Below are 13832 nucleotides of genomic sequence, written 5' to 3' on the forward strand. Positions count from 1 at the left end.
TTAAAGCCGCATAGGCATGACGACGAAGGCACTGTCTATTTGATTTTTTGCCTCAGTAACTAATAATGCACTGCTGTTTGAATCAGAGAAGGTTAATACCACATCCCCTGCTCAACGACATTTAAAATGTCCAGCAAATAATTAACGTTAAATCCAATATCTAATTCTTCTTTAGTGTAATCAATTTTAATTTCTTCTTCAGCTGCTTCTTGCTCTGGATTACTGGACAAGATACGTAATAATCCGCGGCGAAGCTCAAAACGGATTCCCTTAAATTTTTCATTACATAAAATAGCGGTTCGACTAAGCGCTTGCTTTAACAGATCTCGATCAATAGTAATTTGTTTATCACCCCCTTTAGGAATGACTCGTTCATAATCGGGGAAACGGCCTTCGATTAATTTAGAAGTAAAGGTAAAATCCATAGTAGAAATACACACATGATTGTTCCCAATCATTAACGTAACAGAATTTTCGTTGTCAGCTAGAAGTCGTAATAATTCAATAACTCCTTTTCGAGGAATAATAATTTGCAACCCATGCTCAATAGCGGTTTCAATTCCTAAGACGTGGGAGGTAAGGCGATGACCGTCGGTGGCAACAGCACGCAATTTAGTCGGATGCGTTTCGAGAAGTAAACCGTTTAAATAATATCGAACATCTTGCTGGGCCATGGCGAAATAAGTTCGCTGCAACAAGCGATGAAGTTGATATTGGGGTAGGGTCAATTTGAGATGACATTCAAGCTTCTCTACCATCGGAAAATCATCGGCCGGTAAGGTCGATAACATGAAGCGACTTTGGCCTGAACGCAATATAATTTTTTCTTTATCGCGATGTAACTCAATTGGCGCGTTTTCAGGCAGAGCACGACAGATATCGATCAATTTGCGGCCTGGTAAGGTTAAGCGGGAAGCCTCTAAATTTTCATCGCCCAATTTCGTTTGTCCTATTAATTCAACCTCCAGATCTGTGCCCGTAATGGAAAGCTGATTGTTTTCGGTGGACAGCAACACATTAGAGAGAATTGGTAACGTTTGTTTGCGTTCCACGACTCCAATGACTTGTTGTAAAGGTTTCAAGAGCGTTTCACGAATTAAGTTCAGTTTCATGGGCGTTCCTTAATATTAATATTAATCATCCAAATTAACCGGATAAAATTCGCATCAGATTTTTATAATCTTCTAAAATATCCAGCGATGTCGCAAGTAGTTCTCTCACTTTACGACAAGCATGTAATACAGTTGTATGATCTCTACCACCAAATGCATCGCCAATTTCTGGAAGACTATGGTTCGTAAGTTCTTTAGCGAGACCCATTGCCATTTGACGAGGTCGAGCAATAGAGCGGCTTCGCCGTTTGGCTAATAAATCAGCTACTTTGATCTTGTAATACTCAGCTACGGTCCTTTGAATATTTTCGATAGTAATCAGGCGGGCTTGAAGTGTAAGCAAATCTTTAAGTGCATCTCGAGTAAATTCAACCGTTATTGGTTGCCCTGTGAAGTGGGCGTTAGCAATAACCCTTTTTAAGGCACCTTCCAGCTCTCGTACGTTAGACTGGATGTGCTTCGCTATAAAGAACGCTACTTCATAAGGAAGATGCATTTTTAATTGTTCCGCTTTTGTCATCAAAATGGCCACCCGGGTTTCTAATTCCGGTGTTTCGATGGCTACGGTCAATCCCCATCCAAATCGCGATTGCAGCCTTTCTTCCAACCCATTGATTTCTTTAGGATAACGGTCACAAGTTAATATAATTTGCTGCTGACCATCGAGAAGAGCGTTAAAAGTATGGAAAAATTCTTCCTGTGATCGATCCTTCCCAGCAAAAAATTGAATATCGTCGATCAGTAACGCATTTACCGAACGATAAAAACGTTTGAAGTCATTCATCGCATTGTGCTGGAGGGCTTTAATCATATCGGCAACAAAGCGTTCTGAGTGTAGGTACAGGACTTTCATTTCAGGATTTTTTTGTAAAATGGCGTTACCAACAGCATGCATTAAATGGGTTTTCCCTAAACCCACACCTCCATAAATAAATAACGGGTTGTAGGCCTGACCCGGGTTTTCCGCTACTTGGGTAGCGGCTGCTCGGGCAAGCTGATTAGATTTACCTTCTACAAATGTTTTAAAAGTGAAATTACTGTTGATATTGGTGTGTGAATGAACAATCGGGGTTCCAACAATTGTCTTATGGATAGGCGGCGTGTTAATCTCGTTTTTTGGATCATCTTCTGTGGAAAATTTACTCCCAATTTGTAGCTCTATTTTGGGAGGTGTTTCAGTTAATTCGTCGAGAACTTCTCGAATTCGAGTTAAAAATCGCTCATTAATCCAATCAAGCACGAACCGGTTGGGCGCCAGCAATAATAAACCGTTTTGTTTAGATTCTACAGCGTGTAAAGGTCGAATCCAAGTTTTATATTGTTGCGGCGGAATTTCGTCACGCAAATAATTAAGACACTTGTCCCATAAAGATATTGGCACTGACATAGGGTATGTTTAAAAATTTAATGTTAGAATTTTGTAAGGAGTTTATTGTAACTTGCTATGGATAAGTTATCCATAGCCAAATTAAGAAAGTAAGCTAGTTAAAGTTTTTTTAAAATTAGTTTTTTTAAAATTTTTATTTGCGATACAATTTATTATACTAAAAAGAAGGCTGAGAATAGAAAAAAGCTATGGAACAAGTTCTTATTGCTAAGAAAAGTGGACGATGAGTTTGAATATTTAGATTTATTGATACAAATCGACACGCTTTAATCGCAGGCACAACGGGTACGGATAAAACTATCACGTTGCATAGGGTATGGCTGAGCAATTTTTCGAAGCGGGGATGCCGGTTTTTGCAATGGACGTTAAGGGGGTTTGACTGGTATTGCCGAGCCGCCGATTCCTAAACGGTTGTCCTGTCATATTTTGGGATCTTTATGGACGCCGAGGACATCCGTTGTGAACCACGGTTAGCTCAGTATGGCCGTTATTGATGGGACGGTTTTTAGGTGCGAATGATATTCAAGCTGGTGTCATTGATGTCGCTTTTAATATTGCAGATGAACAAGGAAACAAGGATTATTATTACTGGATTTAATTATTGCTGGATTTAATTATTGCTGGATTTATAAAGATTTGCGTGACTTACTCTTACTTAATTTGGATGGAGAGAATGATGCTTCTTCATTAAGAATACAATACGGAAATATTTCTACGAGTTCTATCGGTTCCTTACAACGCAGTTTATTAGGTCTCAGCGAAGCCTGGGGGCCATCAATTTTTTTGCAGAACCAGAACCACAGTTAAATTAGAAGATTTAATGCGGGTAGATTGTTCTGGCAAAGAAGTAATTAGTATTCTAGATGCTACATCGATTATTAATGATGCTGGATCTATACGACTTTTCTTTTGTAGCTTTTATCTGAATTATTTGAATAATTGCCTGAAGTTGGCGACACTCACTCCCAAACCAATAAATTATTATTAGGAAAAATAGAACAAATGGTAAAATTAATTTGTCCAAAAGGAGTGCGTCCAAAAGGAGTAGGTGTTTATTTCGTAACGCAAAGCCTGCTCGATGTGCCGGAATTTGTTTTAGGACAATTAGGCAATCGGGTATACAACACGCACTACGCGCCTTTACACCCAAAGATCAGAAACCCGTAAAAACGGTGGCGCAAACTTTCCGACAAAATCCCAACTCAGTAACTGAAAAGATAATTAAGGAATTAGCCGTCAGAAAGGCCATTAGTTTCTTTCTTGGATAAATCAGGAACGCCGGAAATGGTTGAGAAAGTAAAGATTCTGGTTCCCCAGTTCCCGAGTGGGAACGTTGACCGATCAAGAACGTTTCGCATTTATAGCGAGCCCTCTTTTGAAAGGGGTCTATGATCAAAAAAATTGATCGCGAATCAGCCTATGAAGTCATTCGAAAAGAATCGAATAAAAACAGGAGACACAAACACAACAGGTTGAGGTTTCCCCTCCCGCCTGTGAAACCTATCCGGCCCCCCAGTGTCAAAGTTTTGCAGAAACCTTATTGAAGTCCACGGCAAGAACTTTGGGCAGTCAAGTAGGTCGTCACAAATTATTGATGGTGTGTTAGGTTCGATCTTGGGTGGCAAGAAATAGTAACTCTAAGACCGCCATGCGAATAGCCACTCCATTTTGTACTTGTTGCAGAATGACCGATTGCTTTCCATCAGCCACTTCGGAAGTCATTTCAATTTCTCGATTGATAGGACCTGGATGCATAACAATTGCGTCAGATTTCGCTAGTGCAAATTTTTCGGCTGACAAACCAAATAGCTGACGGAAAGTATTTAATTCCATGAGATTGCTATGCCGTTCTTTCTGCAGACGAAGAGTAATAACCACATCGCTATTAATTAAGCTTGCTTCCAATTCAGGAAATTTTTTAATTCGGGGATTCTTAACCGTTTCTGGTAGTAATTGGGAAGGACCCGTGATTCGAATTTCAGGAACTCCCATTATTAATAATCCATACACTAAGGAGTTTGCTACTCGAGAATGATAAATATCACCAATAATGGTGACGCATAATTTTGTCCAATCGGGTTTGTGTTGTTGGATGGTCATTAAATCGATGAGTCCTTGCGTGGGATGTTGATGATTCCCATCACCAGCATTAATAACGATACCCTGTTCTAAATGTTCTGCTAACATCCTTGGCTGATTGTTTTCAGTATGACGAATAACAAAAAAACGCGTTCCCATAGCCTGTAAATTTCGAGCCATGTCTAAGAGCGATTCGCCTTTATTTAAAGCAGAGACTTTAAGATCAGGACTTAAGACGATAGCTCCTAATCGTTTTGCTGCAATTTCAAAAGAATTACGCGTACGGGTACTGGTTTCAAAAAATAAATTAGCAACCACTTGCCCCTTTAATATGTCAAACACTCGATTTTCTTTGACATTACCAAGAAAATCGTTCGCTCGTTGCAAAATCAGATCAATTTCATTACGGGTGAGCGATTGCATACCCAGTAGGTGATAAGGAAAATCTTTCTTAACCATTGTCGATTCGACCTACTTTTTCTTGTAACCACTGCTCCAATATGAGCTTGGCGGCATAACCATCAAATCGTTGAGGAAGCTTAACATTTTTTTGAAACTTCTGGTTAAACCACAATCTTTTGGCTTCAATAGTGGTGAGACGTTCATCTACAGTGTAAACCGGAAGGCCCAATTTTAATTTCAATTTGTTTGCAAATTTACGCGCAGTATGAGTAAGAGGCTGTTCTGAGCCATCCATGTTGTAAGGAATTCCAACGACAAGGACATCAACCTTCCATATTTCAATAAGTTCTTTTACTTTTTCCCAATCCGGAACGCCATTTTCAGCTTTTAAAATAGCGACCGGATTTGCTGATTGTGTTAATGCTTGACCTACTGCTATACCAATACTCTTCAGACCAAAATCAAATCCCAATGCTGTAAAATGGGAAAATTTAACGGCGTTCATACCTATTGGGGTACGAGGTATATCCATTCTTAAGCATGACCTACTTGATCAGAAAGCCGGTTGATATCAATGCCAATTAGAGATGCTGCTTTTTGCCATCGCTGTTTTAAAGGCGTTTCAAACAAAATAATTCGATTATAGGGCACAATAAGCCAATCATTGCGAGAAATTTCTTGTTCTAACTGACCGGCTTCCCAACCAGCGTAACCTAATGCAACTAGAAAATTATCAGGACCTTTATTATTAGCAATATCTTCTAGCTTCTCTTTAGAAGCAGATACAGAAAGTTGGACTTTTTTGTTTTTATCCTGGTTTTCATAAATAATAAAACCATTTTCTTGGCTGATTGGTCCTCCCATTAAGACAGGAAGTTCCCCAATATTGGAGACCGTGAGTTTAATATTCAAATGTTCTAGCACGTTACTCAAAGTCACTTGTTGCAGAGGCTTGTTAATAATTATTCCTAGCGCTCCTTTATCGTCATATTCAGAAATATACACAACAGATTGGGTGAAATTAAAATCATTTAATTGGGGCATGGCCACTAAAAAATAATTTGATAAAAAATTTGTTTTTAACATACCAGCGCAAGTATGCGGCGATATTTCCTAGGCCGCAACTCCCTTTTCAATACATCAATAATTTGCCATAATGATTTCATTTTAGCATGGCTGAGGGAAAGCATATGAACCAAATCGCTTCACGAATTGTTTACACCGATCTTTCCGGTGATGAACTCATTCAGCATGCCCTTAAAAAGGGTGAGGGTAAATTGAGCTCGACAGGTGCTTTGGCTGTTACAACCGGTAAGCGGACAGGACGTTCTCCTAAAGATCGATTTATTGTCAAAGATGCTGAAACGGCTGATCAAGTTCAATGGGGGAATGTTAATCAACCTATCGTGCAAGCTGTATTCGATCAGTTGTGGAATCGAGCAAATGTCTATCTTTCCAAGTGCCCTATGTATGTGTCTCACTTGCAAGTGGGGGCAGATGAGAATTATTTTCTTCCGGTACAAGTAATTACTGAATTGGCCTGGCATAATTTGTTTGCTTGTGACCTTTTTATTCGACCTGATGGCAATTATCCCAAAGGGAATCCTGAGTGGATTATTTTAAGTGTGCCCGGGTTAAAAACGGATCCTGAACGGGATAAAGTAAATAGTGACGGTGCTGTCATAATTAATCTCTCGCAACATCGTGTTCTTTTGGTAGGCATGGCTTATGCAGGGGAGATGAAAAAGGCAATGTTTACGGTATTGAATTATCTCTTGCCTCCTCACGACGTCTTACCTATGCATTGTGCTGCAAATGCTGGTAAATCGGGCGATGTTGCCTTATTTTTTGGCTTATCGGGGACTGGCAAAACAACATTGTCTGCAGACCCTAATCGATTTTTGATTGGTGACGATGAACATGGGTGGAGCCGTACACGAGTTTTTAATTTTGAAGGGGGTTGCTACGCCAAGTGTATAGATTTATCTTCAGAACGTGAGCCCATGATCTGGGAAGCCATTCATCATGGTGCCATTATCGAAAATGTGGTTTTACAAGCGGATGGTCAACCCGATTATAGGGACGCGAGCTTAACCCAGAATACCCGTGCTGCTTATCCCAGAGAACATATTGCCTTGCGTGTCAAGGACAATCGTGGAAGACCCCCAGATGCAGTCATTTTTTTGACGTGTGATCTGTACGGCGTATTACCTCCCGTTGCTTTGCTCACGAAAGAGCAGGCTGCTTATTATTTTTTGAGTGGTTATACCGCCTTAGTAGGCAGCACAGAAGTGGGAAGTGTCAAAGGTGTTACGCCCACCTTCAGCGCTTGTTTTGGAGCGCCATTTTTCCCTCGTCCTCCCACGGTATATGCAGAATTGCTCATGAAGCGAATTGAAGAAACACAATGTCAAGTCTATCTCGTCAATACGGGTTGGACAGGCGGTGCTTATGGAGAAGGAGGTATGCGGTTTTCCATTCCTACAACCCGCAACATCATTGATGCTATACTTACTCGGAAATTGAGAAATCAACCTACAGAAAATTTGAAAGGATTTAATTTGGCAATTCCTAAATCGGCTACCGGTGTAGAGGATAAAGTCTTAAATCCTCGCCAGGCTTGGACAGATGTTAGAGCGTACGATATTAAAGCCCTCACGTTGATAGAAAAATTTCAAGAAAACTTCGTAAAGTTTCAGGTAACAGATGCTATTAAAAAAGCAGGCCCGGTAATTGAATAATTTCTTTTTAAATTTGCTATAGAAAAATGTCCATAGCAACAAATATTAGAAATATTGAGCAGAAAATTCATGAAACAGAAAAAAATATGGGCGGAAACCTCATTCCATTATTCTATTAGCTGTTAGCAAATCACAAGATATCGATAAATTGAAGGCAGCAATTGCTGGGGGACAAACTCGGTTTGGGGAGAATTATGTGAAGGAAGCCCTTACTAAAATGGCCGCTTTACAGAATCCTTATTTGGAATGGCATTTTATTGGAGCTATTCAAGTTAACAAAACGCGTCTTATCGCGACTCATTTTGAGTGGGTGCACAGCATTTCGCGATTAAAAATTGCGGAGCAGTTGAACCAATATCGAATCTCGGAACAATCTCCCTTAAACATTTGTATTCAGATCAATATCAGTGAGGAGAAAAATAAAAGCGGAATCAGTCTTGTTGATTTGCCAAAATTCGTTGTTGAAATAAATCAATTTAAGCGGTTGCGATTGCGCGGATTAATGACAATTCCAGCTTTTAAAAAAGATTTTAAGGCGCAAAAACACGATTTTGAAAAAATAAAAAATGCTCAACAACAATTAATAGAAGAAGGTTTTTTATTGGATACGTTATCGATGGGGATGACCCATGATTTTCAGGCAGCTATCGCGGCGGGAAGCACGATGGTACGAATAGGTACCGGTATTTTTGGTCCGCGAGATCAAAGCACAATTTAGTTTTTAAAAAGCAATTATGTGGGAGATTGACGCATGAGCATAGCTAACATTACTTTTGTTGGTGGTGGTAATATGGCGTGCAATATTGTGGTCGGCCTGATTGCTAATGGATATGATCCTAATCGTATTTGTGTCACGAACCCTACTTCCGATAAGCTCACTTTTTTCGAGAAAAATGCAAAGTTCGCACGACCCAGAATAACTGCGAGGGCGCAACGAATGCGGATGTTATCATCCTGGCTGTGAAACCTAATGAGGTTAAAGGAGTATGTGAAGAATTGAAAGACATCATTAATACGTTTCATCCTCTTATTATCTCTATAGCTGTTGGTGTCCCGGTTAAATTGCTTCAGCAATGGCTACAAAGCGAGTCAGTCATTGTAAGAGCCATGCCGAACACTCCGGCTTCCGTGGGAACTGGTGCAACAGCCTTATTTGCTAATGAGAAGGCGACTAAGGAGCAAAGAAATTTGGCGGAATCCATTCTTCGCGCCGTTGGGCTTGTGGTTTGGTTATCTTTGGAAGATCAAATTGATAAGGTAGCCGCTCTTTCTGGTTCTGGTCCCGCTTATATTTTTTTCGTGATGGAAGCTTTACAGAAAGCAGGAGAGGTTTTAGGACTACCAAAAGAAACGGTTCAATTACTGACGGCTCAAACGGTATGGGGTGCTGCGCGGATGTCGTTGGAAGCGGAACAAGATGTGGTCGAATTGCGTCGATTTGTTACATCGCCAGGTGGCATAACGGAACAAGCGATTAAAGTATTAAAATCGGGCAATTTGCCCGAATTATTTACTAACGTATTGAAGGCGGCTGTTCAGCGTGCTAAAGAATTCTCCGTTGAATTAGAGAAGTCGATTTAAAAATCGCAGTGGATTATTTGATTTTAACCAACAAGCTAAATCTCTATGTTTACAAATATTCAAATATTATAGAAAGTTACTGGCGGATTTTCTACAGGTATTTAAAAAAAGTGGTGGGCTTTTGAACTTTGATGAAGGCGCTCGATAAGTTACGTAATTGCCCCTATCCTAATTCAATATATTTTATTACTCTTATTTGATATTCTAGGAATAAAGGAAGAGAGGGGACAGTTTCGGCAAGTCTATTAAATTGTGAGGTGAAGGGTCGGTCGTGCTTGAATTTTTCATGAGAATGATTATGGAGCAGGTGAACTGGCTAATCTATCGTCAGGAAGGTAGTATTGATCGTATCTGGACTAACTAACCTTCATTAGAATTATTGAAGGATCTTCAGAAATTCTTCAAGTATTTTTATAATCTTCTTATTTAAGGAATTTAAGAGAAATTGGACAAGCGACGACATTCAATCATTAATTTTTAGCAAGCTGGAGTTAGAAAGTGAGAAAGACACCAAGAAGAATAAATGAGTTAATTACTATAAATATAGCGATTTTTTTGGAAAAGAGCTGAGATCATTTATTAAAGCGGAAGACTTAGTTCCTTTCATCGATATAGAAGAAGCTTATAATTGGATAATGACTGTATTGAAGACCCTATCGCTGCAATCTGGGAATAAATTTAAACTGATCCGAATTCAGCTTTTTTTGATAGAACATATTTTGAAAAAATGTGGGAAATTTTCTCTAGACAAAAATAAACTCCTCCGTCTTAAAGAGAGAGATTTATCAACTGTGATTAATTCTAATTCTACCCAGGTAGGTAGAAGCTCTATTTGTTAAAATATTCATCCTCTATGGGATAGAGCTAGCCCCCGAAAGATCTAAAAATCGACAGGGGGGATGATAGTTTGAAGTAGATAGCAAACCTATTCGATATCATCTTCCTGACGTTGAATCGTGGTTAGAGGAAGTTGTCGTAATGCGATTACAGGATGAAAGATTTTTACGAAGGCAAAACGCGGCGAGACCGATCTCCTATTGAACTTCTGCTCCGCAGAGATCTCGTGCCTATAGTAAATTTGTTCACAGGGAGACAAGGATTTTTTAGTTTAACTGCGCAGTCTCGACAGGCAGGCCAGCCGTTAGCAGATTACCCTTTTGAGTTAAGAGCTGAATATTTTGGATGCTCTAGTTAGTTGAAATAGTCAACTTCTCATGTATTAGGGAAACCTACTAATAGACGTCTATAATAATTAGACGTCTATATAGGAACACTAACAGGGATGAAAATTTGGATATCTAGAAAAATATTCACACCCTTAGCAGAGATGTGATTGTATTTACAAATGCTGGTATATCTTTAATAGGTCTTATTTTTGATCTTTACTTTATATCTATCCTAATACTTAATACTTATCCTCATGCTTCGTTTGATATGGTTATGGTTCGTTTGAACATACAAAAAATGGGCGCTAGCTGTTATAACTCTGTTTCGCAATTGGTAATTTGCTTAATAATATTTTTGTTCGCCCTTTGCATCGTATTATTCCTGGTTTCAGAAGATTTGATTTCGCTACCGTTCTACTGCTGACAGTTTTTGGGCCTATCCAGGCCCTTGCTTATACTTGGATTGCGGTTTTAGATAATACCTCATTGTCTAGGATTATTTTTGATAGCAATTGGTTCGTTGGGTAACAAATTTATGACTCTATATTTTTACGCCATAATCATCCGAGTAATCATGAGTTGGTTACCTTCTTTACAGCGCAGTTCGGTTGCAGAAATAATATCTTTAATTATGGAGCCTTTAATGCGTTCGGTACATCGACTTATTCCAATAGTGGCTGGATTTGATGTTTCGCATCTTTTCTTATTGGTTTTGTTGCAATTAATTTCAATAATTGTTTTTAATCCTAATATCCTTCTAATAGAAATAGGAACTCGGTGGGCGTTATAGGAAATAGTTGCTCCAGCACTTGGATTCTATTACGATGTTGTCAAGGGGGTATAATTTATGAGCGAATATGTACATTCCACATCGGATGATAATTTTGACAAAGACGTCCTTAAAGCAGACAAGCCGGTACTGGTAGATTTCTGGGCTGAATGGTGTCAACCTTGTAAAATGATTAGTCCGATCGTAGATGAAATAGCCAAAGAATATTCTGGTCGTGTTAAAGTGTTCAAGATGAATGTAGATGATAATACGGAGACGCCGGCTAAATATGGAATAAGAGGAATACCCAGTCTTTTGATCTTTCGTGAAGGGGATGTGATTTCTACTAAGGTAGGTGCATTGAGCAAATCGCAGTTAGTCGCCTTTTTGGACGAGAACTTGCATTCTTCATGATAAGTCACTAGAATCCCCATATCACGGTGGCCTACCGGTTATAATCCCATCGCTTTTAGGTTTAATTACTAACTATGAATACCAATCGGGATGCACCTTTGGAAGAGGATGCTTGTTCGAAATAACGGGCAAGTCCTAAATCGATTTATTTAAACAACGAAGAGGTTTTATCATAAGTTATGAACTTAACTGAGCTTAAACAGAAATCAGTTCCAGAGTTAATGGAAATTGCCCAAGAAATGAATTTGGAGTACGTTTCACGCTCCCGAAAGCAAGACATTATTTTTGCGGTTTTAAAATCCCATGCTAAAAAGGGGGAAGACATCTTTGGCGATGGAGTTTTGGAAATTCTCCAAGACGGTTTTGGATTTTTACGTTCCGCTGACAGTTCTTACTTAGCTGGTCCTGATGATATTTACGTTTCTCCCAGCCAGATCCGAAGGTTTAATTTACGTACTGGTGATACTATTTCAGGCAAAATTCGTCCTCCTAAAGAGGGAGAACGCTACTTTGCCTTATTACAAGTTAATGAAATTAATTTAGAGAAACCCGAAGCTTCTAAGGGCAAAATTCTTTTTGAAAACCTAACGGCACTTTTTCCAGATGAACAAATCCAAATGGAAATGGGAAATGGCAGTACGGAAGATATTACCGCTCGAATTATTGATTTGGTAGCGCCTATTGGAAAAGGCCAACGAGGTTTAATCGTATCACCGCCTAAAGCTGGTAAAACGATAATGCTACAAAATATTGCCCATTCGATTACCAGTAATCACCCCGAGTGTGTAGTAATTGTGCTGTTAATTGATGAGCGGCCGGAAGAAGTCACGGAAATGGATCGCTCTGTAAAAGGAGAAGTGGTGGCCAGCACCTTTGACGAGCCTGCCGTCCGTCACGTCCAAGTAGCAGAAATGGTTATTGAAAAAGCAAAGCGACTCGTTGAGCACAAAAAAGACGTAGTAATTTTGCTTGATTCTATGACTCGATTAGCACGAGCTTACAACACTGTAATTCCAGCCTCAGGGAAAGTTTTAACGGGAGGTGTGGATGCGAATGCGCTTCAACGTCCAAAACGCTTCTTTGGAGCTGCACGTAACATCGAAGAGGGTGGTAGTTTGACGATTATTGCAACTGCTTTAATCGAGACTGGGTCTAAAATGGATGATGTGATTTATGAGGAATTTAAAGGCACGGGTAATATGGAAATTCATTTGGATCGTCGAATTGCTGAGAAACGAATATTTCCCGCTATTAATATCAATCGATCGGGTACGCGGCGTGAAGAATTGATGATGAAGCAGGATGTTTTACAAAAAGTTTGGATTCTTCGTAAAATTTTACAGCCTATGGACGAAGTGGCAGCAAGCGAATTTTTAATTGATCGCTTAAAGCTAACAAAAACAAATAATGATTTCTTTGACTCAATGAAAGGCTAATACTTCTTTTAGCAACTCTCCTCCTCTAGGTTTGTAGTTGGTTGCAAAGTAGTTCAAAAGCAGAGTGAGCAAAAATTTTATAATTCGCACTCCGGGAAGTCTAGGGAAGTCTATTTTAGGGTATTTTTTCTACTTATTTGCCTTCATTCTCTTTTACTGGTGGTGATTGATGGAAGAAAATTTTTGCTTCCCCCAAGCTTGTAAAACGATTCTGATGATAGGAGGGGTAGCTGCTAATGAGAAAGAACATATAATACAAAGATGATCATTTAATTGAGTTATTGGGTGTGGAAAAATAAAATTCTGTAGCGTCCTGTTGGGAAACTGCGACTTGTTGTCCGGTATCGACACTACGCCCCCTAACTTCTACCGCTTTTACACTTTGTAATACAAAAGAAGTATTATACAAAGAAATTGTTTATCGCTCGGATTTCTCTATTAAGAATTGGATTAGAAAATGCCACAGTAATCAAATAGAAAGAATCCCTCCCCAGATTAAAAGGTACGTTTATTTATAATTATCACGACATCCCCCCTCTTCAAAAAAGAGGAAGTATCATCAAAAGAGTCTTAGAAAGAAATACTGTAATTTATGAAGCAATCTGTGCTATATTCGAAACTATGAAGAAAAAGATATGACTTTTTTCCTTACTGATCACTGAAAGGGTTTTAGCCCAACCTGAAAGATTGCTTTTAATTTGTCCTCAGGTTAAAGAAAGCATTTACCGTTCCGGCCAAACTGTAA

Annotated in this window: 14 protein-coding genes and 2 pseudogenes; 10 read left to right on the plus strand and 6 right to left on the minus strand. The window is 39.2% G+C overall.

From position 1 onward, the window contains the following. Together dnaN and dnaA are read right to left on the minus strand one after the other, a co-directional pair. A pseudogene (dnaN, locus tag MRH55_RS01200) lies at positions 1-1112 on the minus strand (DNA polymerase III subunit beta). 34 nt (positions 1113-1146) lie between these two features. Further along, a complete protein-coding gene (dnaA, locus tag MRH55_RS01205; RefSeq protein WP_304985689.1) occupies positions 1147-2499 on the minus strand; it encodes a chromosomal replication initiator protein DnaA in 1353 nt (450 codons plus the stop codon). A 299-nt stretch (positions 2500-2798) separates the two neighbouring features. Between dnaA and MRH55_RS01210 the strand changes: the two genes are divergently transcribed. From MRH55_RS01210 to MRH55_RS01230, 4 genes are all read left to right on the plus strand, one after another. Further along, entirely contained in the window at positions 2799-2906 is a 108-nt protein-coding gene (locus MRH55_RS01210) for a hypothetical protein (protein ID WP_439647903.1), read from the plus strand. Between the two features lie 86 nt (positions 2907-2992). Next, positions 2993-3097: a hypothetical protein gene (locus MRH55_RS01215; protein ID WP_304985690.1), complete on the plus strand. Its 105-nt coding sequence runs from the start codon at positions 2993-2995 to the stop codon at positions 3095-3097. A 341-nt stretch (positions 3098-3438) separates the two neighbouring features. Next, positions 3439-3666: a helicase HerA-like domain-containing protein gene (locus MRH55_RS01225; protein WP_304985691.1), complete on the plus strand. Its 228-nt coding sequence runs from the start codon at positions 3439-3441 to the stop codon at positions 3664-3666. 5 nt (positions 3667-3671) lie between these two features. Next, complete coding sequence (locus MRH55_RS01230) at positions 3672-3767, plus strand: hypothetical protein (protein WP_304985692.1); 96 nt, start codon at positions 3672-3674, stop codon at positions 3765-3767. Between the two features lie 334 nt (positions 3768-4101). Here the strand turns inward: MRH55_RS01230 and MRH55_RS01235 are convergent, their stop codons facing one another. Genes MRH55_RS01235 through MRH55_RS01245 form a run of 3 tightly spaced genes read right to left on the minus strand, consistent with a single transcriptional unit; the run spans position 4102 to position 6066 of the window. Continuing rightward, positions 4102-5037 carry an aspartate carbamoyltransferase catalytic subunit gene (locus tag MRH55_RS01235; protein ID WP_304985693.1) on the minus strand — a complete coding sequence of 312 codons (936 nt, stop codon included), beginning with the start codon at positions 5035-5037 and terminating at the stop codon, positions 4102-4104. After that, positions 5030-5485: a Holliday junction resolvase RuvX gene (ruvX, locus tag MRH55_RS01240; RefSeq protein WP_304985694.1), complete on the minus strand. Its 456-nt coding sequence runs from the start codon at positions 5483-5485 to the stop codon at positions 5030-5032. Before ruvX ends, MRH55_RS01235 begins: the two co-directional genes overlap by 8 nt. Before the next feature lie 29 nt (positions 5486-5514). Further along, complete coding sequence (locus tag MRH55_RS01245) at positions 5515-6066, minus strand: YqgE/AlgH family protein (protein ID WP_304985695.1); 552 nt, start codon at positions 6064-6066, stop codon at positions 5515-5517. A gap of 104 nt (positions 6067-6170) precedes the next feature. Between MRH55_RS01245 and MRH55_RS01250 the strand changes: the two genes are divergently transcribed. The 6 genes and pseudogenes from MRH55_RS01250 (at position 6171) to rho (ending at position 13087) form a co-directional block, all read left to right on the plus strand. Continuing rightward, positions 6171-7721 carry a phosphoenolpyruvate carboxykinase gene (locus MRH55_RS01250; protein ID WP_304986197.1) on the plus strand — a complete coding sequence of 517 codons (1551 nt, stop codon included), beginning with the start codon at positions 6171-6173 and terminating at the stop codon, positions 7719-7721. Positions 7722-7860: 139 nt separating this feature from the next. Next, on the plus strand, positions 7861-8439 hold the full coding sequence (locus tag MRH55_RS01255) for a YggS family pyridoxal phosphate-dependent enzyme (RefSeq protein ID WP_304986198.1): 579 nt from the start codon (positions 7861-7863) through the stop codon (positions 8437-8439). A gap of 72 nt (positions 8440-8511) precedes the next feature. Then, positions 8512-9302 (plus strand): annotated as a pseudogene (proC, locus tag MRH55_RS01260) (pyrroline-5-carboxylate reductase). 1701 nt (positions 9303-11003) lie between these two features. Continuing rightward, positions 11004-11258, plus strand: a complete 255-nt coding sequence (locus tag MRH55_RS01265) for a YggT family protein (RefSeq protein ID WP_500784513.1) — start codon at positions 11004-11006, stop codon at positions 11256-11258. 57 nt (positions 11259-11315) lie between these two features. Continuing rightward, positions 11316-11651, plus strand: coding sequence for a thioredoxin TrxA (trxA, locus tag MRH55_RS01270; protein WP_304985697.1), 336 nt, complete (start codon positions 11316-11318; stop codon positions 11649-11651). Between the two features lie 179 nt (positions 11652-11830). Further along, positions 11831-13087, plus strand: a complete 1257-nt coding sequence (gene rho, locus MRH55_RS01275) for a transcription termination factor Rho (protein WP_304985698.1) — start codon at positions 11831-11833, stop codon at positions 13085-13087. A 265-nt stretch (positions 13088-13352) separates the two neighbouring features. Here rho and MRH55_RS01280 read toward each other — a convergent pair whose 3' ends face one another. Beyond that, on the minus strand, positions 13353-13496 hold the full coding sequence (locus MRH55_RS01280; RefSeq protein WP_304985699.1) for a hypothetical protein: 144 nt from the start codon (positions 13494-13496) through the stop codon (positions 13353-13355). Between the last annotated feature and the right edge of the window lie 336 nt (positions 13497-13832).

This window comes from Coxiella-like endosymbiont (assembly GCF_030643785.1).
Taxonomy (GTDB): domain Bacteria; phylum Pseudomonadota; class Gammaproteobacteria; order Coxiellales; family Coxiellaceae; genus Coxiella.